At 61.5% G+C, this 24,320-nt stretch carries 19 protein-coding genes and 1 pseudogene; 16 read left to right on the forward strand and 4 right to left on the reverse strand.

What is annotated here, in order from left to right; genetic code table 11:
- Positions 1-122 precede the first annotated feature (122 nt).
- The 16 genes and pseudogenes from AC07NT_RS07140 (at position 123) to tcmP (ending at position 21,025) form a co-directional block, all read left to right on the forward strand.
- Positions 123-8,006: an RHS repeat-associated core domain-containing protein gene (locus tag AC07NT_RS07140; RefSeq protein WP_493036496.1), complete on the forward strand. Its 7,884-nt coding sequence runs from the start codon at positions 123-125 to the stop codon at positions 8,004-8,006.
- A complete protein-coding gene (locus AC07NT_RS07145; RefSeq protein WP_493036498.1) occupies positions 7,987-8,580 on the forward strand; it encodes a hypothetical protein in 594 nt (197 codons plus the stop codon). The genes AC07NT_RS07140 and AC07NT_RS07145 overlap by 20 nt, the downstream gene beginning before the upstream one ends.
- A 355-nt stretch (positions 8,581-8,935) precedes the next feature.
- Positions 8,936-9,352 (forward strand): type II secretion system major pseudopilin GspG, encoded by a 417-nt coding sequence (gspG, locus tag AC07NT_RS07150; RefSeq protein WP_493036500.1) that lies wholly within the window; start codon positions 8,936-8,938, stop codon positions 9,350-9,352.
- A 21-nt stretch (positions 9,353-9,373) separates the two neighbouring features.
- Positions 9,374-10,561 carry a type II secretion system F family protein gene (locus tag AC07NT_RS07155; RefSeq protein ID WP_493036502.1) on the forward strand — a complete coding sequence of 396 codons (1,188 nt, stop codon included), beginning with the start codon at positions 9,374-9,376 and terminating at the stop codon, positions 10,559-10,561.
- On the forward strand, positions 10,561-12,246 hold the full coding sequence (locus AC07NT_RS07160; protein WP_498597148.1) for a GspE/PulE family protein: 1,686 nt from the start codon (positions 10,561-10,563) through the stop codon (positions 12,244-12,246). The genes AC07NT_RS07155 and AC07NT_RS07160 overlap by 1 nt, the downstream gene beginning before the upstream one ends.
- A complete protein-coding gene (locus AC07NT_RS07165) occupies positions 12,227-13,087 on the forward strand; it encodes a hypothetical protein (protein ID WP_498597147.1) in 861 nt (286 codons plus the stop codon). Before AC07NT_RS07160 ends, AC07NT_RS07165 begins: the two co-directional genes overlap by 20 nt.
- 10 nt (positions 13,088-13,097) lie before the next feature.
- Positions 13,098-13,718, forward strand: a complete 621-nt coding sequence (locus AC07NT_RS07170; RefSeq protein WP_493036510.1) for a PilN family protein — start codon at positions 13,098-13,100, stop codon at positions 13,716-13,718.
- 11 nt (positions 13,719-13,729) lie between these two features.
- Positions 13,730-14,308 carry a hypothetical protein gene (locus AC07NT_RS07175; protein WP_493036511.1) on the forward strand — a complete coding sequence of 193 codons (579 nt, stop codon included), beginning with the start codon at positions 13,730-13,732 and terminating at the stop codon, positions 14,306-14,308.
- Positions 14,308-14,868 (forward strand): hypothetical protein, encoded by a 561-nt coding sequence (locus AC07NT_RS07180; RefSeq protein ID WP_493036513.1) that lies wholly within the window; start codon positions 14,308-14,310, stop codon positions 14,866-14,868. Before AC07NT_RS07175 ends, AC07NT_RS07180 begins: the two co-directional genes overlap by 1 nt.
- Positions 14,865-17,138, forward strand: coding sequence for a secretin GspD/PilQ domain-containing protein (locus tag AC07NT_RS07185; protein ID WP_493036515.1), 2,274 nt, complete (start codon positions 14,865-14,867; stop codon positions 17,136-17,138). Before AC07NT_RS07180 ends, AC07NT_RS07185 begins: the two co-directional genes overlap by 4 nt.
- Before the next feature lie 6 nt (positions 17,139-17,144).
- Entirely contained in the window at positions 17,145-17,663 is a 519-nt protein-coding gene (locus AC07NT_RS07190) for a type II secretion system protein (RefSeq protein WP_493036517.1), read from the forward strand.
- The gene (locus tag AC07NT_RS07195) at positions 17,663-18,040 is read left to right on the forward strand and encodes a type II secretion system protein (RefSeq protein ID WP_493036519.1); all 378 of its coding nucleotides are present in this window, start codon (positions 17,663-17,665) and stop codon (positions 18,038-18,040) included. Before AC07NT_RS07190 ends, AC07NT_RS07195 begins: the two co-directional genes overlap by 1 nt.
- 178 nt (positions 18,041-18,218) lie before the next feature.
- The gene (locus tag AC07NT_RS07200) at positions 18,219-18,602 is read left to right on the forward strand and encodes a hypothetical protein (RefSeq protein WP_493036521.1); all 384 of its coding nucleotides are present in this window, start codon (positions 18,219-18,221) and stop codon (positions 18,600-18,602) included.
- Positions 18,603-18,614: 12 nt separating this feature from the next.
- The gene (locus tag AC07NT_RS07205; protein ID WP_493036523.1) at positions 18,615-19,331 is read left to right on the forward strand and encodes a hypothetical protein; all 717 of its coding nucleotides are present in this window, start codon (positions 18,615-18,617) and stop codon (positions 19,329-19,331) included.
- 66 nt (positions 19,332-19,397) lie between these two features.
- A pseudogene (locus AC07NT_RS07210) lies at positions 19,398-19,654 on the forward strand (IS21 family transposase); the annotation flags it as partial.
- 168 nt (positions 19,655-19,822) lie between these two features.
- On the forward strand, positions 19,823-21,025 hold the full coding sequence (tcmP, locus tag AC07NT_RS07215; protein ID WP_493036525.1) for a three-Cys-motif partner protein TcmP: 1,203 nt from the start codon (positions 19,823-19,825) through the stop codon (positions 21,023-21,025).
- 3 nt (positions 21,026-21,028) lie between these two features.
- Here tcmP and AC07NT_RS07220 read toward each other — a convergent pair whose 3' ends face one another.
- The 4 genes from AC07NT_RS07220 to AC07NT_RS07235 all read right to left on the reverse strand — a co-directional run bounded on the left by AC07NT_RS07220 (position 21,029) and on the right by AC07NT_RS07235 (position 24,229).
- Positions 21,029-22,318 (reverse strand): three-Cys-motif partner protein TcmP, encoded by a 1,290-nt coding sequence (locus tag AC07NT_RS07220; protein WP_493036527.1) that lies wholly within the window; start codon positions 22,316-22,318, stop codon positions 21,029-21,031.
- A gap of 74 nt (positions 22,319-22,392) precedes the next feature.
- The gene (locus AC07NT_RS07225) at positions 22,393-23,142 is read right to left on the reverse strand and encodes a DUF5131 family protein (protein ID WP_493036529.1); all 750 of its coding nucleotides are present in this window, start codon (positions 23,140-23,142) and stop codon (positions 22,393-22,395) included.
- Positions 23,139-23,762 (reverse strand): LexA family protein, encoded by a 624-nt coding sequence (locus AC07NT_RS07230; protein WP_493036531.1) that lies wholly within the window; start codon positions 23,760-23,762, stop codon positions 23,139-23,141. Before AC07NT_RS07230 ends, AC07NT_RS07225 begins: the two co-directional genes overlap by 4 nt.
- Before the next feature lie 89 nt (positions 23,763-23,851).
- Positions 23,852-24,229: a hypothetical protein gene (locus AC07NT_RS07235; protein ID WP_493036533.1), complete on the reverse strand. Its 378-nt coding sequence runs from the start codon at positions 24,227-24,229 to the stop codon at positions 23,852-23,854.
- Positions 24,230-24,320: the final 91 nt, after the last annotated feature.

Below are 24,320 nucleotides of genomic sequence, written 5' to 3' on the forward strand. Positions count from 1 at the left end.
GAGCATGGTCTAAGCGCTTGACCGCGGCGGGCTGGGAGGCCCGCCTCGAATGCCGTGTGCTACGCGAGCCGCGGTTTGCACGCGCAAGACCTGCGATCTTCACACTCAGGGATAGGCGCGATATGTCGTGGATCACAAGCAGTAATGTGCGGGCGCTGCTGCGTCGGCTGCAAGGCTGGGCGGCGGTATTGCTCCTGCTCGGGGCATCCCAGGTTGCAGCGCAGACCACGATTTATGGCTCACAGAGCGCATCCATCACGCCTACGGGTCTGGGCGCAGCCAATTTTGCTGATATCGATAGCTTTGCTGTCGGCCGCAATGTCAGCGGTCCTTTCTACATCTCCGTCAACAACAATTCGGCGCAGTGGCCCAGCGGCAAGAGCGCCTCTGTCGAAATCTGGGTCAACTTCCAGAAAGTCGTCAGCACCAGCAACGTTTTCACGGCGCAGGGTGCACCCATCCCCACTTTCCAGAAAAGCGTATCGCTGCGCACCGGCGTGCTCAATCTCATCCTGGTCAAGGTCAATGGCACCGCACCGGTGCGCATCAACTACCAGATCCAGGTAGGCCAGATCCCCGTGGTGCCTTCTACGCTCAGCGGACTGACCCCCAATCCGCTGGAGCTGACCAATGGCAAGAGCGGGGTACTGTCGGCGACGCTCAGTCCCACCCCATCCGTGGCCGGTGCCGTGACGTTAAGCAGCGCCAACGACAACATAGCCACCGTCGCCGGCAGTGTGGCCTACGGAGCCGGGCAATCCCAGGTGGCCATCCCCGTGCGCGGCAAGGGGGTCGGACAGACCACGCTGACCGCCAGCCTCAACGGCAGCTCGCGCAGTGTGGCCGTCAACGTCTCTCCAGTGCCGCCGCGTGTTGTGTCGCTGCGCCCCATCTACAGCGCCGTTCAGCAAGGTGCCAGCGGCCAGTTGCAATTGCGCATTGCGCCCAGCCAGCAGCAGGACACCACGGTGACTCTGGCCAGCTCGGATGCGGCCAAGCTCGGCGTGCCGGCCAATGTCACTGTTCCGGCCGGGCAGACCACCGCCAACTTCTCGGTGCAAGGCCAAGCCACGGGCCTGGCCTACGTCACGGCAACTTTGCCGGGGACGCCGCGTGCTTCGCGCGCGTTTGCCATCGTGCGCATCGTGCCGTCCGCCGTCTCCGTCACCTCGCTGCTGCCCGCCACCAGCGTGCTGCAAAAGGGCAGCACAGCCCAACTCAGCGTGCAGCTTTCGGCAGCACAGGGCACCGATACGGTGGTCGCCCTGCAGGCGCGCACCGGTGGCGTCATCAGCATTCCCGCCAGTGTCACCGTTCCGGCCGGGGCCATGCAGGCCAGCTTCAACGTCAATGCACTCGAAGTGGGCAACACCCTGGTGGCTGCCACGCTGGGTGGCAGCACGGTGGAAGCGGCCGTGCAGGTCACGCCGGTGCCGGCCGCCGTGGCGGCGCTCACACCCGCGAGCAGCACCCTCATCGTCGGCGCCAGCGGCACGCTGACTGTGCAGCTCAACAGCGCACAAAGCAGTGTCACCACGGTGGCGCTCTCCGCCCAGCCAGCCGGTACGGTGCAGGTGCCAGCCACCGTCCTCGTGCCGGCCGGAGTGAACCAGGTCGAGTTCCAGGTCAGTGCGCTGGCCGTGGGCCAGGCCCAGGTGATGGCCAGCCTCAACGGCACGAGTCAGAGTGTCACGGTCGTCGTCACCCCGCAACCTGCTGCCATCGCGTCTGTCTTGCCCAGTCCCCTGAGCCTGCAGCAAGGCGCCAGCGGTGCGGTCACTGTGCGCCTCAATGCTGTACAGACAGAAGACGTCACGGTCGACCTGGCAGTGGCCAACCCGGCCCTGCTGCAGGTGCCCGAGACTCTGCTGATTCCTGCTGGACAGATCGAGGCAGAGCTGAGTGTCCAGGCACTCGCTGCGGGGGGCACACAGCTCACTGTCAGCCTCAACGGCACAAGCCAGTCGGTACCGGTCACCATCACCTTGCCGCCGCCTGTCCTGTCCAGCCTGTTGCCAGCCAGCCAAGATTTGCCCAAGGGCAAGCTGGGGCAGTTGCGTCTCACGCTGGACCGCGCGGCGCAGGAACCTGCCATCGTCAGCCTGAGCAACAGCAACACCGCTGCGCTGGGCCTACCCAGCCAGGTGACCGTGCCTGCGGGTGTGCTGGCCATTGATGTGCCCATGACCGCGATCGTGCTAGGCCAGTCCACCGTGGTGGCCAGCCTCAACGGCAGCACGGCCCAGGTCGTGGTCAATGTGGTGGCGCCCGAAATCACCGGCATCACGCTCACGCCCGCCAGCCTGAGCCTCACGCCGGGCCAGAGCGCCGAAGTGCAGGCCATGGGCACCTATTCCGATGGCAGCACGCGCGACATCGGCATGGACGCCAACACCAGCTGGTCCATCGCAGATTCAGGCCTGGCCACTGTCAGCGCCCAGGGCCGTGTCACGGCCCTGGCGCAGGGCACTACCGTGCTCAGCGCAAGCCAGACCGTGGCGCCCACCTACGGTAATCCCACGCCCAGCGCGGTGGTCGGCCAGGCCAGCGTGACCGTAGGCAGCCCGGCTCCCCTGGCCATGTCGGCTGCCAAGACCAACCTGGTGGTGGGTGAAACGGTGGCCGTCAGCATTACCGCGCCCTATGCCGCCGGTGCCACGCCCTACACCGTCAATCTCAACAGCAGCGGCACGGCGGCATTGCAGCACCCGTCCAGCGTCACCATCAACCCGGGGTTGACCAGCGTGACTTTCAATGTCCAGGCCACGAGCGCCGGTACCGTGGCGCTCAGCGCCTCGGCCGTACCGTTTGCGCCGGGGCAGCTCAGCTTTACCGCCACGCCGCCTGTGGCCACGGCCATTGTCATCAGCGGCATCACGCCCACCAGCGGTACGGTGGGCAGTGTGGTTACGCTCACCGGTGAGGGCTTTGCCTCGCCGGCCAACGCCAACACGGTGGCCTTCGCGGGCAATGTGCCAGCCATCGTGCAGTCCGGCACGGCCATCGAGCTCAAGGTCCTCGTGCCCGAAACCGCCCAAAGCGGTCCCATCACCGTGAGCAACAGCCTGGGCTCGGCCCAAAGCCCGGTTTTCACGGTGATCCGTGCGCAGGACTTCAGCTTCCAGGTCAGCCCGTCCACGGTTGACGTGATCCAGGGTTCCAGCGCCAGCCTGGTGCTGAACATGGCCAGCACCGGCACCAATGCCTACCAGGGTCTGGCCCGACTCAGCGCCAACGGCTTGCCCGCGGGCGTGACCGCCCAGTTTGATCCACCCGCGCTTAGCGCCTACCAGACTGGCAGGCTCACCTTGCTGGCCGACAGCTCTGCCGCGCTGAGCCAGGCTACCGTCACTGTCCGCGCTGAAGCCACCCTTAACGGTCTGCCTTGGGTGCGCGAGAGCCAGGTGGCTGTCCGGGTGGTGACCAAGGACAACGTCACCGGCGTCAAGGGCCGTTTCATCACGCCCTCCGGAGCGGGTATTGCCGGCATCATCGTGCGCCAGGACATCACCACCAACCAGGTGGTCACCGACGCCGGCGGCAACTTCACGCTGACGGGCCTGTCCAGCGGTGTGACCACCCTGCGTTTCGACGCCACGCCGGCCAATTCGCTTTATCCCATCTGGCCCTATAACGTGACCCTGGCAGCCAACGAGCTGCTCACCATGTCGGACTGGATCCTCCAGCCGCCGCCGGCCGATGCGCTGTTCAAGCCCATCAACAACGCCACGCAAGACCAGCAGATCACCGACGAGCGCTTCCCCGGCTTCGCCATCACTTTGCCAGCGGGTGCCACCATCACCGGCTGGGACGGGGTGAAGAAAACGCGCATCGCCGTGCAGAAGATCGACCCCGACAAGCTGCCCGTCGGTGCGCCGCCTTTCCCCATGAAAGAGGCCTATCAGCTCTACTTCGGCACGCCCATGGGCGGCATCCCCAGCACTCCCATTCCCGTGACGTTGCCCAACGTGGCCGAGAAAGACCCGGGCGAGAAGGTCGAGATCTGGTGGTTTGATGGCTCGCCCATGGGCGGCACCGGCGACTGGAAGATGGCCGGCCTGGGCACTGTGAGTGCCGATGGCAAGACCGTCACCAGCGATCCGGGCGTGGGCATCCCGCGCTTCTGCGGGGTGTGTGGCCTGTTCAGCCTAAGTTGCCCGCCGGTACCCAAGCCGCCGCAGCCATGCCCAACCTGTGATGGGCAGGCCCAGGCCGCGGGTACGGCCGGCAATCCAGTGGACTTGTTCACCGGCCAGGAGATGGCCAAGCAGCACAGTGGTTTGTCCATCGGCGGCGTGACGCCCATTGACATGGGCATGCGCTACAACCCCGTGGACGCTTTCGACAACCGCGCCGGCACCATCACCAGCTTTGGTTACGGCTGGACCATGGGCTACGACATCAGTTTCTGGCCCATGAGCGGTGCGCAGAAGCGCGTGGTCATGCCTGGCGGCATTTACGTCAATCTGGTGGATGACGGCACGGGCAAGTACCGTCCCGTGGACGACACCCGTTACGCTGGCGCTTATGCGCGTGCGCTTTCCGGTAGTAACTGGGAGTTCGTGCTCAAGGACGGTACCCGTTGGCAGTTCGAACCCTTTGCTGGCATTACGGGGGTTATCCGTGGCGGCCCGCCGCTCTTCGTAACCAAGATCATCGACACCAGCGGAAACACCACCAACATCAGCCGTCAGAGCAATGGGCGCATCCTGTCCATCACCGGGCTAGCCAGCCGTGGCCTGAGCATGAGCTACGGGGCCAATAACTTTGTGTCTCGCATCACAGATCACACGGGCCGCCGTGTGGACTACGAGTACACGAGCGAGGGCCGCGTCAGCAAGGTCACGGACGCAGCCAGCCGCGTCACACAATACAACTACCAGCCAGTGCCCACCTACACCAACACGGACACAGGTGTGGCGCAAACGGCATGTTCTGCAGACCTCATGCCTTCGAGCATGCGCGTCATCAGCTCCATCCTCTACCCGGATTCGGATACGCCCACCGTCAACACCTACGGGACAGACCGTGTCGTCAAGCAGACCACCTCCACGGGCGAAACCTGGAAGTTCGCTTACCGGCGCACGGGGGCCTGTGTGGTCAAGGTGCTGAGTGGTGGTTTGGAGCCTGCTGGCGGCACTAGCCGCACCTGGGACTACACCTGCCGTGCTGGCCAATCCCTGGCCACGCGGACTTTGGCCCCCAGCAGTGGGAACACCATCACCCCTTCCCTGGCGGGTACGTGCCCGGATGTGGAGTCCGAAGAAACCCGCGCAGCGGGCTGGCGCTTCTTCGGCGGTACGGTGCAGGAAGTCATCGTCACCCAACCCGATGGCCAAGTGCGCCGCAGCAAGTTCAACGCCCGCGGCTTGGCCACAGAAGCCATTGATCCGCTGGGCCAGCGCACCCAGTTCGTCTACGACGCCAAGCAGCAGAAGACCAAAACCATCGACCCGCTGGGCCGTGAAACCAGGTACGAATACGACGCGGTGGGTAACCTCACGGCCGTGGTGGACGCCCTGGGCCAGCGCATCGAGGCCATGTACGACCCCACCTTCAACAAGCCCGTGCAGGTCACGCGCTTCCTGTTGGGCGTGCCCAGTACCCAAGGCGGAGTGAACCTCAGCTACACACCGGTCTTCACCAGCAGCGCTTATGACAATGCGGGCCGTTTGACCAATGAGACTAACCCGGTGGGCCTGCAAGGCAGCCTGAGCTACAACGCCCAGGGGCTGATCAGCCAGGCGGTAGCGCCAGCCCAGGTCAATGTGGGCAGCATCCCCATGGTGCAGTCCGGAGTGGCCAGCAGTATCGCGCCCAGTCAGCGCAAGGTCAGCCTGGGCTATAACATCGCCGGTGATCTGGCGCAGATCACCGACGCCCAGGGCAACGAGACCCGCATGGGCACGGATGCGCTGGGCCGCGTGACGGGCAACACCGACGCCCTGGGCTACAGCGGCAGCCTGCAGTACAACACCCTGGATCAGACCACTCAGGCCACCGACCCGCTGCAGCAGAACACCGGCCTGAGTTATGACAGTGCCGGCCGTGTCACGGCAGTGACCAACGCCGCAGGCGTGCAGATCGAACGCTACGGCTACGATACCAAGGGTCGCTTGACCAGCAAGACCGACGCGCTCAACCAGAGCGAGACCTATGAATACGACGCCGCGGGCCGCCTGAGCAAGGTCACCAACCGCAAGGGCCAGGTGAGTACTCTGGCCTATAACGAGCGCGGCCAGCTGGCCAGCCTGGAGCTGCCGGACCGCACAGTCAGCTACCAGTACGATGCCACGGGCCGCCTCAGCGAGGTGCGTGATGCCAGCAGCGTCAATAGCTATGTCTACGATGCCATAGACCGCACCCTTCAGACCACGGCCACCACGGCCGCCGGCAGCCACACCCTGGCCTACCAGTACGACAGCCTGGGCCGGATGACCCGTCGTACCCTGAGCGGTACGGGCATTGCCGCGCCAGAGGTCACCACCTACCGCTGGGACAACGCCGACCGCCTGCTGGGCCACACTACCAACATTGGTGGGCAGGACCACAGCACTAATTACAGCTATGACGCTGCCGGTCGCTTGAGCGCACGCAAGGTCCAGGCCGGCAATACCCCGGACCTGATCACCCAGGCCTATGGCTACGACAGCCTGGACCGCCTGAGCCAGATCAAGTACCTCAAAGGTGCAAGCACGGCGGGCGAGCAGCTCATCGAGCAGATCGACTACGAGTACGACGCCAATGGCCGCCGTACCGCCCGGACCACGCTCAACGCCAATGGCACGGGGCAGAGCGAAACGCCCATGACGGCCACTTTCGATGCGGCCAACCGCATGACAGCCATCACGCTGAACCTGGGCGGGACGAGCAAGACCTGGAATCTGACGTATGACGCCAATGGCAATCTGGTGCAGAAGCAGAATGCGGGGGACACCAGTGAGCAGACGCTTTATGTCTGGGATGCCAGCAATCGGCTGATTCGGATTGAGCAAAATGGGGCAGGGGGAAACAACCTGCTGACGGCCAGTTATGGCTATGACGCGTTTGGGCGCAGGGTGCAAAACGCAGTTTCTCAGGGTGGCCGGACCAGTACCGTCCAATACCTTTACGAAGGAGCTCAGGCTTTGGGTGAAATTCGAGACGGCAAGCTAAGCCATCGGCTGCTGACTGGATTGAACTTAGATGAGACCATCGCCAGAGTGGCGATCAATACGTCGGGGCAGAAGGATGCAGCACTCAGCCGCATCTACATTGCCGACGTGCTGAACAGCGTGGTTGCGCAGTTGGCGGATGACAACAGTGCCAACTTGCAGAACAGCTATGCCTACAGCCCGTATGGGGAATCAAGCACGGTGGGGCCGGATGTGACAAACAATCCGACCCAGTACACGTCGCGGGAGAATGACAATCAGACGGGGTTGTATTTTTACAGGGCACGATATTACGATCCAGTGAGAAAAGTATTCATCTCCGACGATCCACTGGGGTTGGAGGCAGGGGTGAACTTTACGGGGTATGTGGAGGGGAATCCTGTGACGTATACGGACCCGACTGGAGAAATCATCCCCGTAGTTGCGATGGGAATCGGTGCGCTTTTCGGTGGAGGGCTTGATCTTGCTGTGCAACTGTATAAGAACGGTGGCAATTTCAGTTGCGTCGATTGGGGCGATGTGGCTATTTCGGCGGTTTCGTCAATGTCTCTTGGGGGACGGCTTGGATACAAGGCAACACTTGCGGCACTGAAGCCTATGGCCCAGACAATGACCAAAGAGGGCGCATACGCGTTGAGATCGCAGGTACGGAGTGACTACAGGCTTTTCAAACCGATTCGCGATTTTTTGTCGAAGCGGGATATACCTTTTGAAAAGGTGCGCGATCCTATTGATTCTTTTGCACGCAGCAATTGGCGATATGACTTGGGATTGACTGCGCCAGGTGCAGCGACATTGGGCGGAAAAGTTGGTTCCGCTCTTGGAGGAAATTGTGACTGTCCTGCCAAGTAATTCACTGCGCCCAATTCTGATGCGTCCTGTTGGTGTAGGGCAGACAGATCGTTCTGATGAATTCTATGTTATGGATTCGAGCTCGGGGGTGCTGACACGGATCAGTGATTCGCTTGTGCCTCAAACAAAACTTGTAGCTGATGGGGGCGGAATATATTCATTTCGACAACAGAATGGGTGGATTATTGATGTACCGCACGTTTTTCGGTTAAACGAAACTTGGATTGCACGAGCAATCGGCGGCGACATTCAAGTCGAGACCCCTAATCTCAAGTTTCGTGTGATCGAAGATGCTATCCAAATAAAAGTTCGCACTATCGGGTTGATCGGGCGCTACGCCGTGACAAGTGAATGTCGTGGGTTGAAGATATTCGGCTGGTTCTGGTTTCCATGGTCTCGCACTTGGTTTATAGGTGATGAGTCAGATCGTCCGCGATGTATGCCGTTCACCGAGTTGCTTTACGAGTTGAGCGATGCGCGACGTGCTAAGAAGCTTGCATCTCAATGGGAGATGGGGATTCGCGTTGTTAGTGATGCGTTCAACTTGCCAAAGGATATACAGTGGTCAGTCTGATGGCCGACCTGGGCACCGTCAGTGACGACGGCAAGACCGTCACGAGAGATCCGGGCGAGAAATCCTGGGGTCAGGTCTTGCCTTTTGTTCATTTAAATATTCAACCAGCGTGAAATCATGTCCCGACCACTAAGACCGGAGTTGCACGGTGCGCGGCACTACCTGACGGCCCGAGGCGATGGCCGGGAGGATATCTCTCTGGACGACGCGGGTTGCGTGTTTATTCTGGAGTGTCGGGCTAGGTGAATAGATAATCGTTGGGCCGTGTAGGCCTATTAAGCTGTTATTGCTTAGAGACACATAGGTTGAAAATAGTGGGCATGTTTTTTTGATGAATAATTTGATGAATAAGTCGATGCGATTCAAACATGGCTTCACGTTACTGGAGCTACTGGTCGTCGTCGCCATCATCGGCCTCCTGGCCGCCTACGTTGGCCCCAAATACTTCGGCCAACTCGGCAAATCCGAGCAAGCTGTTGCCAAATCCCAGATCGAAGCCTTCAGCCGTGCCCTCGGTGCCTATCGCATCGACACTGGCAGCTATCCCAGTTCAGAGGAAGGTCTGGGCGCCTTGGTGAACCGCCCCGCGGACAGCGTACGCGCCGCCAAGTGGAACGGCCCATATCTCGAAAAAGCCGCCCCGCCCGACCCCTGGGGCAAGCCCTATCTCTACACGAGCCCGGGCAGCAAGGGTGACTTCGATCTGCTGAGCTACGGCAAGGACGGCCAGCCCGGAGGTACGGGTGATGCGGCCGACGTCAGCAACCATTGACGGGGCGCGAGGGGCGCCGCCATGAAGTTCGACGTGCGGGCGCTCAGCGCACAGCAGCAGATCGAGGCCTTCGAGTTGGAGGCCTTGGACGCTGCGCATGCGCAAACCCTGGTGCAGGCACGCGGCTTGGCGCTGCTCTCGCTCAAGGCTGTGGTCGGAAGGGCCTGGCTGCCCGCGCCGCGCAGCAAACCCTTTGACCTGCTGTTGTTCGCCCAGGAACTGCTGGCCCTGGTGAGCGCTGGCCTGAGCGTGGTGGAGGCACTAGACGCCTTGCTGGAGCGAGCGGCCCAAGCCTATTTGCGGGCCGTGCTGCAGCGCCTGCGTGATGCCTTACAGCAGGGGCAGCGTCTCTCACAGGCCCTGGCGCAGCAGAGCGACGTTTTCCCGCCGCTCTTTGTGGGGGTGGTGCAAGCGGCCGAAGGCACCAGCGACCTGCCGCGTGCGCTGGAACGTTATGTGTCTTATGAAACCCGGTTGCGCACCCTGAAGCACAAAGTGGTCAGTGCGGCCATCTACCCTTCCATACTCTTTACTGTGGGCCTGGCTGTGGCGCTGTTTTTGCTGGGTTATGTGGTGCCGCGTTTTGCCTCGGTTTACCAGGGCGGCGGGCGCAGCCTGCCCTGGGCTTCACAGGTCTTGCTGGCCTGGGGGCAGTTCGCCGCTAACTATGCGCTCTGGCTTGTGGCCGGTTTGGCGGCTGTCGTGGTGGCCGTGGTCTGGGGTGCACGCCGTTTGCTGCGCACGGGCCAGTGGAGCCGCTTGCTACGGGTGCTGCCCGGCGTGCGGCAACGGCTTGAAATCCTGACACTGACGCGCCTGTACCTCACGCTGGGTATGCTGCTTGATGGCGGCATACCCATCATGCGGGCCATTCAGTTGTGTGAGGCGGTTTTGCCGCAGGACACAGTAGGCCGCTTGCAGGCCGCGCGCCTGGCTGTAGGTCAGGGCGAAAGTCTTTCCGGTTCCCTGGAGCGCCAGGGCTTGGCTACGCCGGTCTCGCTGCGCATGCTGAGGGTAGGTGAGCAGACGGGGCAGATGGGCCAGATGCTGGGGCGCACGGCAGCGTTTTACGACACCGAAACCACGCGCTGGATCGAGCAGTTCAGCAAGGCGTTTGAGCCCATCCTGATGGCGGCCATCGGCCTGGTGATTGGGGTCATCGTGGTGCTGCTCTATATGCCTATTTTTGATCTGGCGGGGAGCATCTGATGGCAGATGCGGTGGCGGCACCCACCCTGGAAGGACTGCAGGGCCTGCGCGCGCGAGCACATGCCAGCGGCCGCCCCTTGGTGGATCTGCTGGCCGAGGCGCATCAGATGCACCCGCGCGAAGCCGCGGGCTGGCTGGCGATGCAGTTCGACCTGCCCTTCTGGGACAACCAGGCGCTGCAGCCGCAGACCGCCAGATTGGACCTCTGGCCCATGGCCCGGGCGCAGGCCCAGCGTGCCGTGCTGCTGCAGCGCGCCGACGATCCTGGTTCCTGGGTGGCCGCGCTGACCGATCCTTTTGACAGTGATGTACTGGCCCAGCTGGAACAGGCCGCAGGCCAGGCGGTGCAGCAGGTGCTGTGCACGCCGGAGGACTTGCACGCCTATCTGACGCAGCAGGAGGCCTCGCTGCGTGCGGTGGACAGCCTGGAGTCCATGCGTTCAGATCAGACTGAAGCCGAGCAGGGCATCGAGGTGCTGTCCCTGGTGAGCGCCACGGATGCCGCCAGCCCGGCGGTGCGGTTGGTGAACTCCACGCTCTACGACGCCCTGCGCGCCGGGGCCAGCGACGTGCACCTGGAGTCCACGCCCATGGGCTTGGCGGTGCGCTACCGCATTGACGGCGTGCTGGACGATGTGACGGACATCCAGGACCGCGCCGTGGCCGAGCAGACCATCTCGCGCCTCAAGGTGCTGGCCGAACTGGACATTGCCGAGCGGCGCGTGCCGCAGGATGGCAGCTTCCAGGTGCGGGCCCAGGGGCGCTTGATCGACTTGCGTGTGTCTATCATGCCTAGCATCCATGGCGAGGACGCGGTGGTGCGGATTCTGGACAAGCAGGCCATGATCGAGGCGCATGGCAAGCTGAGTCTGGAGGCGCTGGGTTTTGATGCGGTGGCGCTCAAGACCATGCGTACGCTGACCGAGGCCGCCTACGGTATGCTGCTGGTGACGGGGCCCACAGGTTCCGGTAAGACCACCACGCTCTATGCCGCACTGGCCGAGACCTATACGGGCAAGGACAAGATCATCACGATTGAAGACCCGGTTGAATACCAGCTGCCCGGGGTGCTGCAGATCCCGGTGAACGAGAAAAAGGGCCTGTCTTTCGCACGCGGCCTGCGCTCCATCCTGCGGCACGACCCGGACAAGATCATGGTGGGCGAGATCCGTGACCGCGAGACGGCCGAGATTGCAGTGCAGTCGGCGCTGACGGGCCATCTGGTGTTGACCACGGTGCACGCGAACAATGTGTTCGACGTGTTCGGCCGCTTCACGCATATGGGCTTGGACCCGTACACCCTGGTGTCGGCGCTCAACGGCATCTGGGCCCAGCGCCTGGTGCGGGTGAACTGCATGCATTGCCGCCAGCCCTACCAGCCTGAGGCGCTGGAGTTCGAGAAGCTGGGCTTGGATGCCGGGCAATGGGCAGCTGCGAAGTTCATGAAAGGCGCGGGCTGCGGCGACTGCCGCGGCACGGGTTTCCGCGGGCGGCGCGCGATTGCGGAGTTTCTGCTGCTGGACGACGAGCTGCGCGAGATGATCATTCAGCGCCTACCGGTACGCCAGATCAAGGAGGCCGCACGGCAGCGCGGCACGCGCACGCTGCTGGAGGCGGCGCTGGACCTGGTGCGTGCAGGTGCGACCACGCTGGAGGAGGTGCGACGTGTCACGCTGGCGCAGTAAGTCCGTAGCGCCTGCGCTGCCCCTGGTGCTGGGCCTGTCCGCACAGGGCGTGGCTTGGCTGGCGCCGAAGGCGGCATCACCCACCTGGCAGACCTGGAACTGGCCCGAGGACGTGGATGGGCCGACTGCGTTGCGGGACTGGGTGTCGAATCAGGCGCCTGACGTCGATGGAACGCGGCAACCCGTGCAGGTGTGTCTGGCACCGAGCCTCGCCCAGCACTGGGTGCAGAGTGTGCCGACCCAGACGACTTCCCTGTCCGAGCTGCATGCGGTGGCGGCAGCCCGGGCTCAGCAGCTCTGGGGGCCGGCCCCGGGCGGCTGGATGGTGACGGGCGATTGGCAGCCCGAGGGCTCTTTTTTGTGCACCGCCGTGCCGGCGGCTTGGGAACTGGTGTGGGCGGCGATGCGGGAGCGCTGGGGGGGGGTAGCGTTTCACACTCCTTTGCTGCTGGCGCAGCAGCAGGGGCAGACGCAGTGGCCGCAGACCGGTTGGCTGGCCGTGGCGGTGGCGCAGCGCCTGTATGTGCAGCGGCGTGTGGCCGGGCGGATGGCGTCTTTGCGCAGTGTGCGCTGGCCGGAAGCCAGTACCCTAGAAACCTTACAAGCTCAGGCTGTGCAGGAAGGGCGGCGCGAGATGCTGCGTGCGGACAGCGGGCAGGAAGACTTGCATTGGCTGGCCCTGTGCGAGGGCGGGGAGCAGGCTGTGGCAGATGCGACTTTGAAGGCGCTGCCCTGGCGCTCTGCGGGTGCGATGCCCGTTGTTCCGCTGGACGCGCCTGAGGCTGCGCAGGCCGCCTGGTGCGCACGGCAGTGGGTGGAGGGCGACCGGCATGCGGCCTGAGCCCTCTGATATGTCATTCAGCTGGGAGACCGCGCCGCGCTGGACGGTGTGGGGCCGGCAGAGCGGGCCGCGTGTGCGCGCGGCCGCCCTGGTTGTGGGCGGTGTTGCGCTGCTTGGCTTGGCTTGGGGTGCGTGGAGCAGCTGGCGGCAGATGCAGGACCTCGAAGCCGTGCAGGCGCAAGTGCAGGCTTTGCGCGCAGCACCCGCGAAACCGATGGCGCCGCGCGTATCCGCCACGGTGCGTCGTGATGGCGGGCTGGTGCTGGGGCAGGCCTTGAGCACGGATCAGCGGCAGGGATTGCGGGCGGTGGCCCGCCAGCTCAACATTCCCTGGCAGGAGTTGTTCGAGCAACTGGAGCGTTCGACGCCGCCGCAGGTGGCCCTGGTCAGCGTGGAGCCGGACGGTCAGCGTGGCACGGTGCGCTTGCAGGCGGAAGCCAAGTCGCTCGACACACTGCTGCAATATGCCGCTGCCTTGCAGGGCCAGGGCGTGTTGGGCCGCCTGAACTACAACAAGCATGAGACCAACGGTCAGGATGCCAACCGTCCCATGCGCCTGACCTTCGAACTGGTGTTGTTGCCCTCTCGGCAGGCCGTCATGGCGGCAGTCCCACCAGAGGGCGCGCGATGAATCCAGGTTGGATGAAAACAGGGTACTGGCGGCTGCGGCTGGAGATTCTGCTGTGGCGTCATGGCTTGGTCTGGCTGGGCGTGCTGGTTTTGTTGATGGCGAGCCTGGCGCTCTGGCTGGTGCTGCTGCCGGGCGGAGCACAGCAACTGGCGCAGGCTCGGGCGGAATTGCAAGGCGTGCAGTCGGGGCAGGCTGTGCGCCTGGTGAGTCCGTCGGAACTGGCCGGGCAAGAGGATGTGGCGCTGGTGACTGCGCTGGATCGTGTGGCGTTGTCCGAGCAGGAGGTCAGCGAGGTGCTGCGACGCCTGGGGCGAATTGCACAGAGCAAAGGCCTGTCGCTGACAGAGACGGATTTCCAGGTGACGGGCGAAGGATTGGGTGGACTGCGGCGCTTGCAGCTGACCTTCCCGCTGCGCGCTGCGTATCCCCAGGCGCGGCAGTTCGTGGAGGCCGTGCTGCTGGAGTTTCCCGGTGTGAGCGTCGACCAGATGCTGCTCAAACGTGATTCGGTGGGGCAGCGGCAGGGCGAGATACGCCTGCGTCTGTCGATCTGGACCAATCCGGCCAAGTCCGGGCGGGGGAGCACCTGATGGCGATCCCAGGGAAAAACAAGCGCTGGTGGATACTGGGGCCGCTGCTCGTGGGTGCGTTTGGGCTGGCGGTGTTTGGCGACAAGACGCCTGCCGATGGTGCCGCGGCCGTGGTGGTACCGCGTGTGCAGTCTGCACCGCAGACCGTGCCCTCTGGACAAGCGCTAGCCGGGGTGGCTGTATCAGCCCCTGTGGCTCCCGTGCCTGATGCGCAGGTGTTGGTGCCGCGTGATCAGCTGGTGAAATCCGGCGAGCGTGCGCCGGTGCTGGATTTGTTCAGCCAGCGCAGCTGGACGCCCCCTGCACCCAAAATCAAGCCGGTGGTGTTGCCCGCGCCTGTGCCGACGGCGCCACCTCTGCCTTTTGTCTATGTGGGCAAGAAACAGGAAGGCGGCCACTGGGAGGTGTATCTCGGGCAAGGCGAAAAGACCTTCGTCGTGCGTGAAGGCCAAATGCTAGAGGGCCAGTACCGCGTGGATTCGATCAAGCCGCCACAGATGGAGCTTGTGTATTTGCCGCTGGGCCAGTCCCAGAACCTGTCGATTGGAGAAGTACGATGAGATGGAGAGGGGACAGGCGCATCCAGCGGGGCCTGCAAGGCTTGTTGATCGCTTTGGCATTGACAGCTTGTGCCAGTGACCGCGCCTACCGAGAAGGGCAGGACCTGGCGCGCGAAGGCAAGACCGAGGAGGCGCTGGCGCGTTTCGAAGATGCGAGCCGGCAGAATGCGGATTCGGCCAAGTTCCGCATTGCCGTCTTGCAGACGCGCGAAGCGCTGGTGTTGGGCGCACTTGCGGCAGGACGCAAGGCGCTCGATGAGGAGCGTTATGACGATGCACGTGCGGCGTACCAGCGTGCCATGAGCTGGCAGCAGGGAAGTCCGCGGGCACAGGAAGGGCTCAATGCCATTGCCGCGGCCCAGCGTCACGCCAAGTGGATGAGTTCGGCCCAGCATGCCCTGGACCGCAAGGACGACAAGGTGGCAGAGAACTGGCTGCGCATGGTGCTGAGCGAGGCCCCGCAGCACCGCAAGGCTCGGGCTTTGTTGCAGGAGCTGGAGGAGACCGGGCAGAAGAAGTCAGGCACCGTGCTGCTGGCCGAGGCATATCGCAAGCCCATCACGATTGAGTTCAAGGACGCACCGTTGAAGCAGGTGTTCGAGGTGATTTCGCGGACCTCGGGGCTGAACTTCCTGTTCGACAAGGATGTGCGCTCGGACCAGAAGACCTCCATCTTCCTGAAGAACTCGACCATCGAGGCCGCTGTGAACCTGACCTTGTTGACGAACCAGCTGGAGCAGCGGGTGCTCGATGCGAACACGGTGCTGATCTATCCCAATACGCAGGCCAAGCAGAAGGACTACCAGTCCCTGACGGTGAAAGCCTTCTATCTGGGGAATGCAGAAGCCAAGGTGGTGGCGAGTACGCTCAAGACCATCCTCAAGTCACGCGATGTGGTGGTGGACGAGAAACTTAATCTGCTGATCCTGCGGGACACGCCAGAGGCGATCCGCATGGCGGCCAGGCTGGTGGCTATGCACGACGTGGCCGAGTCCGAGGTGATGCTGGAGGTGGAGATCCTGGAAGTCAAGCGCACGCGGCTGCTGGATCTGGGCATACGCTGGCCGGATCAGCTCAGCCTGAGCCCGCTGGCGGCATCGTCGGGCGCCTTGTCGGTGGCGGATTTGCGTGGCCTGAACGCTGAAACCCTGGGGGCCACCATCGGGCCGACCACCATCAACGCCAAGAAAGTAGATACAGACACCAACATTCTGGCCAATCCGCGCATCCGCGTGCGCAACCGCGAGAAAGCCAAGATCCTGATCGGTGAGCGGGTGCCCAACATCACGTCCACCTCGACGGCCACCGGATTTGTGGCGGAATCGGTGAACTACGTGGACGTGGGCCTGAAGCTGGATGTGGAGCCCACGATTTCCATCGAGGGCGAGGTGGCCATCAAGATCGCGCTGGAGGTGAGCAGTGTGACCAGTCAGATACAGACCAAATCGGGTTCGCTGGCCTACCAGATTGGAACGCGGACGGCACAGACCATCCTGCGCCTGAAGGACGGTGAGAACCAGGTGCTGGCTGGTTTGATCAACAACGAGGACCGCCAGACGGCTAACAAGGTACCAGGCTTGGGTGAAATACCGGTGCTGGGACGTTTGTTCGGGGAGCAGCGCGACGACACCGCCAAGACCGAGATTGTCCTGTCCATCACTCCACGTATTTTGCGCAACCTGACCAAGCCCGGTACGTCCAATATGGAGTTCGAGTCGGGGACCGAGAGCAGTCTCAGCGGTTTCAGCTGGGGTAGCCCGGATGCGGCGACGAAAGCTGCGGAGGGGGCGGCCAAGTCGGCGAATGGAGCGGCAGCGTCGTCAGGGAATGGCGAGGCCAATGGGACGCAGGCTGCGACGTCGCTAGCCTGGCAGGGCCCGGACAAGGTGAAGGTGGGCGATGTGTTTGCGGTGCAGTTGACGATGCAGTCCAGCCAACCCGTGATGAGCCTGCCCCTGGCGGTCGGATTCGACGCGCGCAGCATGCAAGTGGTGTCCGTGACCGAGGGAGATTTCCTCAAACAGGGCGGGGCACAGACGAATTTCACCAGCCGCGTTGATCCGAGCGGCCAGATCGTGCTGACGGTGACGCGTTCCGGTGACTCGGGAGCTACTGGCAGCGGCGTGGTTGCGACGGTGAATCTTCGGGCAACTGCGGCCGCCAGCGCCGATGCGCGTGTCCAGCTGTTGACCGCGGCGCCTGTCGCACAGGGTGGCAAGGCCGTGAGTGCTCCCTTGCCATCGCCGCTGGTGATTGGCGTTGCCCCCTGAAGGCGTATGCGTTGCCCGTGTGAATTACTGACGCAAGATGGCAGCCGACTGCTGCGGCGGGAACAAGGGTTCACGCTGGTGGAGTTGCTCGTGACCTTGGCCATTCTGGCGGTGCTGGCGAGTCTGGTGGTACCGGTGGCGCAAATCCAGGTGCAACGTGGCAAGGAACAGCAGCTGCGGGCGGGCCTGATCGAGATTCGTTCGGCCATCGATGCCTATAAGAAGGCGGGTGACGAAGGGCGGGTGCCGCGCGAAGCCGGTACGACGGGGTATCCCAAGTCCTTGGGAGTTCTTGTTGAAGGGGTGAACGACCAGCGAGACCCGAAGCGCGGTAAGTTGTACTTTCTGCGGCGCATTCCTCGGGATCCATTTTTTGAAGACCCGAATATCGAAGACGCCCAGACTTGGGGTAAGCGCTCTTATGCAAGCGAACCGACAGACCCGGCGGAAGGGGACGATGTATACGACGTCCATAGCCTCTCGACGCTGACGGGTCTGAACGGTGTGGCTTTGAGGCGCTGGTGATGACGATGTGCAGAAGAGGATTCACCCTGATCGAGTTGTTGGTGGTTCTGGCCATCGTGGCGGTGCTGCTGACCTTGGTGGTCCCGCGGTATGCGGATCGGATTGATGTGGCCAAGGAAACCGTCCTCCGTGACAACTTGCGCGGTGTGCGGGATGTCATTGACAAGTTCTACGGTGACCGGGGACGTTTCCCGGAAAGCCTTGAGGAATTGGTGGAGAAGAACTACCTGAAGAAGCTACCAGTCGATCCACTGACCGACTCCGAGGTCACGTGGCAGATCGTGGAAGTGCCCAGTGGCCACAAGGGGCGGGTCTACGACATCCGGAGCGGAGCTCCCGGGAACGGGCGCAACGGACGGCCTTATGCGGAGTGGTAGCGCTCTGCGGTCTCGGTGCGGTCGGCCGTGGGGGCGTGGCTTTGCCTATGTGTTGCTCCTCCTGGGCGTGGCTGTGTTGGCTTTGGGGGCTTCGGCGGTCTTGCAGCTGAGTGCTCAGTCGGGGCGCCGGCAAGCTGAGCAATCACTGCTATTCGTTGGGAGCGAGTTTGAACGGGCCTTGTACAGCTATGCGGGTGTTCCCGTGGCGGCCACCGTCGGTACTCAGGCTGGGGCGTTGCTTGCGCGCGGCCCTCGCACCCTGGAAGAGCTGCTGAAGGACCCGCGGGTACCGGGCGTGCGGCGGCATTTGCGCCAACTGTACGCGGACCCGATGACCGGAAAGTTGGAATGGGGAGTGGTGCGCGATCCTGCAGGATTCATCATCGGGGTATACAGCCTGGCCGATGGGCAGCCAATCAAACAACTGAGGTTCGACACAAGGCATGCTCATTTCGAGGAAGCGCCCGGCTATGCCAAATGGGTATTTGGCCTGCCGATGGCGCAGCTGCAGACTTTGCAAAAGGCTGGAGTTCCGGCGACGCCTGCCGTGACCAAGCAATAAAGGGAGAGGAAGATGAGACGCTTGAGCTGGAAGCAGTGGGTGCTGGCGAGTCTGGCACTGGTGTTTGCATGGGAAGCCTGGGCCCAGCCTGCATGCGAGCGATACGAGCTGCTGATGCCGAAGCGGGGGAGCCAGATCACGGATCGGCATCCTGAATTGCACTGGAACGGTGACGTGAATTCCAGTTACCGGCTCCAGGTTGCAGTGATCTTGCCCGAAGGGCGGGTGTTGGAGTCTGTCGATACCGTAGTGGCAGGTACGAAGTGGCAACTGGGCGCTCCGGTTTCCGTCGTGACAGCCGTTTTCAAGGTGCTGGTGAGCCGAAATTGTCCTGCGCTGTCCATCCAGGACCTGAATGCACAGGGGCCCTATTTCATTGTTCAGTCTACGGATCAGTGCGCGCTGAAGTCACGATCCGTGGGGCAAAAAGGGAAGGCGTTGGAATGGACTTCACCTAGCAACGCAGACAAGTTTGTTGTCCAGATTTTCTCAGTGACCCAAGCCACTGATGGGACTGTATTGACGCGACGAGTAAACAGCTACGAGGTCGCAGGGGCATCTTGGACATTTCCTGAGGAGCTCAACACAGAAATACAGCGGGGGACGCAAACAATGTCCTCATGGATAGCTTCGGTACAAGCTCGATGTGGGGCGTTGACGAGTCTGCCACAGGCGGTCAAGCTGAATGCTGTTGAATTCCGCCGAAATCTGTCGCACTTAGGACAGTGATCTCTATCCAAATTTGACCCACGTAGGCCCTGCCCTGCTAGTTTTAAAAGCAGGGGGAATTTAGGAGTGATAGACGTGGCGACATTGAATGTCATCAGACGTTGGGCGCTGCGAGAAGATGTCCATCCGCGAGATCTCCAGGCGTACAGGCCTGGCTCGCAACACAGTGAAGAAGTACCTGTGGTCGGATGAGACCGAGCCGACGCACACAAAGCGGATCAGCCCAAGCAAGCTCGATCCCTATGCCAAGAAGCCAGGTCGCCAGGCTAGGAATCGAGACAACAAAATCGCGGAAACAGCGGCGCAATCTCAAGCAGATCTACACAAAAGGCGCTTTTCAAGTTTCGGTGAGATGAGAGACGTGTTTAGTTGGGCTATGGCGACGCTTGACTCACTTGTTTGGATTGACTGATTCGAGACGTGCAAATATGCTCCGCAACTACGGATCACATGAAGTACCTGCGTTGCAGCGTACATCCCAGGGAGAACGCATGACAAGAAGCACGGTAACGGTGCCTGCAATCTACGATGGCCGCGAGCAGGCCTGGATCAAGCATCAACTGCTTGAGAGCTACCTAGAAAAACTACTGCTGATCATAGGCATGTCCGCCCGCGCAGAGGGAAAGGTCGAGATCTGCTACGTAGACTGCTTTGCCGGCCCCTGGGGGGACGACTCGGAGAAGATGGAGGGTACCTCCATTGCCATTTCCATGCGCACCATGGCCATGTGCAAGCAGAAGCTTGCCAAGCTTGGGGTCGACGCCACCATGCGGGCGCTGTACGTAGAACTTGATAAGCAGGCATTTGGGCGGCTGTCTGGCTACCTTCAGAGGGCAACGCCAGCCGGCGTTGAGGCCGAATGCAAAGAAGGTGACTTCCTTGCCCTGCGGCAAGACATCCTCAAGTGGTGTGGAAGCACAGCATTCGCTTTCTTCTTCATCGACCCCAAAGGCTGGAAGACGGTCGGCGTCCCCAACCTGCGCACGCTCCTCGCTCGGCCGCGGTCGGAATTTCTGATCAACTTCATGTACGACTTCATCAACCGCACTGCATCGATGCGCGAATGGCAGCATGAAATCGCGGAATTCCTGGATCAGCCGATTGAAGTTCTTCAGGACTTGGAGGGGGCATCCCCCCAGATTAGAGAAGCCGCGCTACTCAGCACTTACCGCGAAGGCCTCAAGAACGCCCTACCACCTCAGCGGGCCAAGTATGGTCCGAGAACGGCCTATGCGCGCGTCATGGACAAAGACAGAGAACGCGCTAAATACCATCTGGTTTACCTTACCACCCATCCCGTTGGCATTATCGAGTTCATGCAAATATCGCAGGATGTCGAGCTGATCCAGAAGCGCGTTCGCGTCGCCAAGAAAGTCGAAATCCGGCAACAGCAGAGTGGGATCGAAGACCTGTTCGCCGAGACGTACGATGATCTAGTCGACGCCGATGAGCAAGCCAGTCCAGACATTGTGGATCAGTTCTGGCTCAAGTATTTGTCGGCAAATCCCAAAGTAGTGGACGAAGGCGCATTCGCCGACATCTTGGAACAGCAGGGATGGACACCCAGTGATCTACAGGCGTCCTTGGCCCGCTTAATCAAAGTGGGCAAGGTCAGTAACGTCAATGCGACCAGCCTTCGGCCAAAGCGCCCCCTGCACTACGAGAAGAAGGAACAGCTCGTTCTGACGCGCTGAGCATCAGTTGAAGGAGATCAGCGACTTCTGCTTGACCTGAAGCTGATCGCCCGGTTTGATGGAGTTCCCCTTGGTGCGAGTCTTGCCATCCGGTGACATCACCAACAGCTCGCGGCACCGGATGGCTTCGTCAAGCGATTCCTTGATCATGCCAGCTGTCGCCGGTGTCAGGCTTCCAATCGACTCTGTCAGTTGCCGGAACTCAATAGGGTCACTTCGCCCGAAGAGTAGAGGAACGAGCTTTTCGCCCAAGCCTCTTTTACATTTGTCGGCGGCGATGGCATCGAAATGGTGGGACTCGCCCAGCTCAATATCGTTCTGCTGAGTCACGGCTCCGTCGCTCCCAGCACGGTAGCCCAGGGTAAACAGGTCCGGCTCCAAGTAGTGCGAGAAGTGGTTAGCCATCTCCCAGTGCAACTCCATCATGACGTCGCGCGCCTTGTAGTTCTTGGACAGGTGAACCAGCCAGTACGTCCAAGATGAGTTGCCCATGGGCGTGATGTAGAAGATGGTGGAATGGGTGGCGCCGCTGCTTTCGATCAGCCCTTTAGCTAGATTGCGCTGGATGGCGGAGCGCCAGACCGCCGGTGGCGCGCCTCTCAGCGATTCGAGAGTTGCCCAGTCAATTTGAGCGTCCAGACCAAGCTCTTCCATCTTCTTGCGGCTTTGAGAGTTGTCCGCCAGGAAAGAGATCAGCGAATCCACACCAAAGGTTAGGATCACCTCGGGCTTGTCCACCTCGGTGAAGATTTTCTTGATCAGCGGGACTGGCACCTTGTCGTAAGAGTACTGGTCCAGCAGGAAAATCGCGCGTCCACCGCCTTGGCGCTTGATGATGTCCTGATTGATCTTGTGAACGTGGGCATCAAAGGCACCTTGGACCGAGATGATGTCCTTCCCCAGTCGTACATCGCCATATTTCGTGGTCAGCAGCGCGTTCAGATAAGCGTGTGTGGCTCGGTGCCGCTCGACGAAGTAGTACTTGGCATCCACCTTACGAGGCTTTGCTCGACCGATGTTGAGCAAAGCCTCTTGCTCGGTGACGGTGTCCACCACGATCTGCGGGGATCCCGGACTGTAGCCCTGACCGTCGGGTGCGACGTACTCACCACCGCCAGCAAAGCCGTCCACGATGGACAACACCAATCTTTCAATGTTGTAGTTGCTCATCAGCACCTTAATATAGCGCCCCAGGTATTCTTGGACGATTTGGTGCTTGACCAGACTGTGATGGTCCAACTTTGGTGGCGCGTTGCCGATCTGCCAGTTGTACTTCTCTCCGTGCTTTGTCATTTGGCTGCAGCAGAGTCTAGGAAGCTCCTATGCTAGTACAACTGGCACTGTATTCCAGACGGGGCGCGGCAGTGTCAAGCCAGCGCCATCATCTGCGCCGGCATCTGGTCCCAAACCCGGCCGTTCAGCAAACGTCCATTGGCAGACTTGGCTCGACGCTTGCCGTCGGCTCCCCAGCCACCCCACTGTTTGAAGAAGAAGGCGACACCCTGCTCCTCACACTGCTCGCGCACAGAATCGGCCCATTCAGGCTTCATGGGCCTGGCCTTCGGCCCGGATTCGCCGCCGACGATTACCCAATGGATATCGGTCAGGTCCAATTCGCCCACATCCTCCAATAACGGCTCTACAGAGAGAAAGCGGATGTGCGCCGGCACCTTGCGAAGGTGATCAATACGCAGCACGCCGTGCTTCTTGTTCTCCACGGACACGCCCAGCCAAGCGTTCCTTGGGACCTCCCGGTTCTTGAAGAAGCGCGCCATGCGCGCTGCACGCTTAGTCAGGATCTGGTAGGTGTGGCGTGGCGTCTTGTGAATGACGTCAAAGACTTTTTCGATGTACTCATCGGTAATCCGGTCATGGAACAAGTCGGACATCGAATTGACGAAGTACGTGGTCGGCTTGTTGCGCAATATCGGATCGTTCAGCCGCTGCGGCAGCATGGTGAGTTGGAAGCCGTTTTCGTAGCCCGGCGTGCCCATTGCCTGCAGTCGGTGCGCCATGCTCTCGGCGTAGCAATTCTTGCAGCCCGCAGAAATCTTGGTGCACCCGACGGTGGGGTTCCAAGTCTGCTCGGTCCATTCGATCTTGCTGGTAGTGGTCATAAGGTCTTCCCTCCTTGTGCTTTGGTGGGCCAGTGGCTACGCGCCAGGCCGCGGAAAATTCCGTAGATCTCCATATTCGACTGAGGCCGGATTGGCTTGTATTCTGGGTTGTGAGGCATCAACACCGGCCACTTGCCCTCGTACCGCAGTTCCTTGAGCGTATAAGCGCCATCAACGACCGCCACCACGATCTGCCCTTCCTGGGCCTGCTTCGTGCGTTCAATGATGGCTAGATCGCCATCCAAAATGCCGGCATCCCGCATCGAGTCTCCCCGGACTTTCAGCAGCACTGTCTTCGACGGACGCTTGACCAGAAAGCTCTCCAGCGTCATCACGTCCGACCACGACTGAGGCTCGACTGCGTCCGGCATGCCGGCTCGCACACTTGCATCCATCACCGGCAACGAAAAGAAACGCTCCGTCGGTAGCACCTTCCCGCCGGGACCCTTGCGCAAGATTCCAGCAGCACACAGGCGGTCACGCAGCTTCAAGGCCGCGTTAGCCGAGCTGAACCCCAGAACTTCAGCCATCCGGGCCAGCGAACTAGGCATTGCACGGTCAGCCATGTACTGATCGCGCAGCTTCAAGAGGTGTTCATGGTCGGCGTTGGCTTTGCCCATGGGCGTATTTTGGTGTATGAACATACACCTTGCAAGTTTTCTGCACTTATCCATGCGCGAATAAAGTGTTGCGCAACGGCTGTCCAGCGTCATGGAGCACACCTATGGCTCGCCTGCACGATAGCCGGGCCTACTGATTCGATCAGCTTGGCCAGGATTTCGGCGGTGCTCTCCCGACCGTCCCAGACCTTGTCCAACGCTTGGCGAATCCGGGCATTGTCGAGCCCAGAACATGCCGCGTCGCCTATGCGAATATTTGTATCAATATCTGCATAATCAAGGAGCAGCCTCATTTTGGGCGTCACGGTCTTGGTGCGTGAAGCCAGGAATCGCTGGACCGTCGATTGATTGACACCTTGCTCAATAGCAAATGATGTGGGTGTAGAGCCGACCCTTTTTAGATAGGCCTGCAGCTCCTTCCGGATTCGAGGTAGATTCGCCTGCGGCGGCTTGGCTATTCTTGGCATATATGCACATTATTGTGCATATATGCGCGCTGTCAAGAATGGGGTTCCAAGGCCATGAGTGGTGGGGCGGCGCAGCTGCCCTATTCACCAC

It is taken from the genome of Hylemonella sp. GW821-FHT10B10 (assembly GCF_059415585.1).

What these genes read in the sequence shown, in the direction of transcription:
- AC07NT_RS07160 (WP_498597148.1), top strand. Translation starts at nt 10,561, where the DNA reads ATGGCAGATGCGGTGGCGGCACCCACCCTGGAAGGACTGCAGGGCCTG.
- AC07NT_RS07170 (WP_493036510.1), top strand. Translation starts at nt 13,098, where the DNA reads ATGTCATTCAGCTGGGAGACCGCGCCGCGCTGGACGGTGTGGGGCCGG.
- tcmP (WP_493036525.1), top strand. Translation starts at nt 19,823, where the DNA reads ATGACAAGAAGCACGGTAACGGTGCCTGCAATCTACGATGGCCGCGAG.
- AC07NT_RS07175 (WP_493036511.1), top strand. Translation starts at nt 13,730, where the DNA reads ATGAAAACAGGGTACTGGCGGCTGCGGCTGGAGATTCTGCTGTGGCGT.
- AC07NT_RS07225 (WP_493036529.1), bottom strand. Translation starts at nt 23,142, where the DNA reads ATGACCACTACCAGCAAGATCGAATGGACCGAGCAGACTTGGAACCCC.
- AC07NT_RS07185 (WP_493036515.1), top strand. Translation starts at nt 14,865, where the DNA reads ATGAGATGGAGAGGGGACAGGCGCATCCAGCGGGGCCTGCAAGGCTTG.
- gspG (WP_493036500.1), top strand. Translation starts at nt 8,936, where the DNA reads ATGCGATTCAAACATGGCTTCACGTTACTGGAGCTACTGGTCGTCGTC.
- AC07NT_RS07205 (WP_493036523.1), top strand. Translation starts at nt 18,615, where the DNA reads ATGAGACGCTTGAGCTGGAAGCAGTGGGTGCTGGCGAGTCTGGCACTG.
- AC07NT_RS07230 (WP_493036531.1), bottom strand. Translation starts at nt 23,762, where the DNA reads ATGGGCAAAGCCAACGCCGACCATGAACACCTCTTGAAGCTGCGCGAT.
- AC07NT_RS07235 (WP_493036533.1), bottom strand. Translation starts at nt 24,229, where the DNA reads ATGCCAAGAATAGCCAAGCCGCCGCAGGCGAATCTACCTCGAATCCGG.
- AC07NT_RS07195 (WP_493036519.1), top strand. Translation starts at nt 17,663, where the DNA reads ATGACGATGTGCAGAAGAGGATTCACCCTGATCGAGTTGTTGGTGGTT.
- AC07NT_RS07220 (WP_493036527.1), bottom strand. Translation starts at nt 22,318, where the DNA reads ATGACAAAGCACGGAGAGAAGTACAACTGGCAGATCGGCAACGCGCCA.
- AC07NT_RS07140 (WP_493036496.1), top strand. Translation starts at nt 123, where the DNA reads ATGTCGTGGATCACAAGCAGTAATGTGCGGGCGCTGCTGCGTCGGCTG.
- AC07NT_RS07180 (WP_493036513.1), top strand. Translation starts at nt 14,308, where the DNA reads ATGGCGATCCCAGGGAAAAACAAGCGCTGGTGGATACTGGGGCCGCTG.
- AC07NT_RS07190 (WP_493036517.1), top strand. Translation starts at nt 17,145, where the DNA reads ATGCGTTGCCCGTGTGAATTACTGACGCAAGATGGCAGCCGACTGCTG.
- AC07NT_RS07155 (WP_493036502.1), top strand. Translation starts at nt 9,374, where the DNA reads ATGAAGTTCGACGTGCGGGCGCTCAGCGCACAGCAGCAGATCGAGGCC.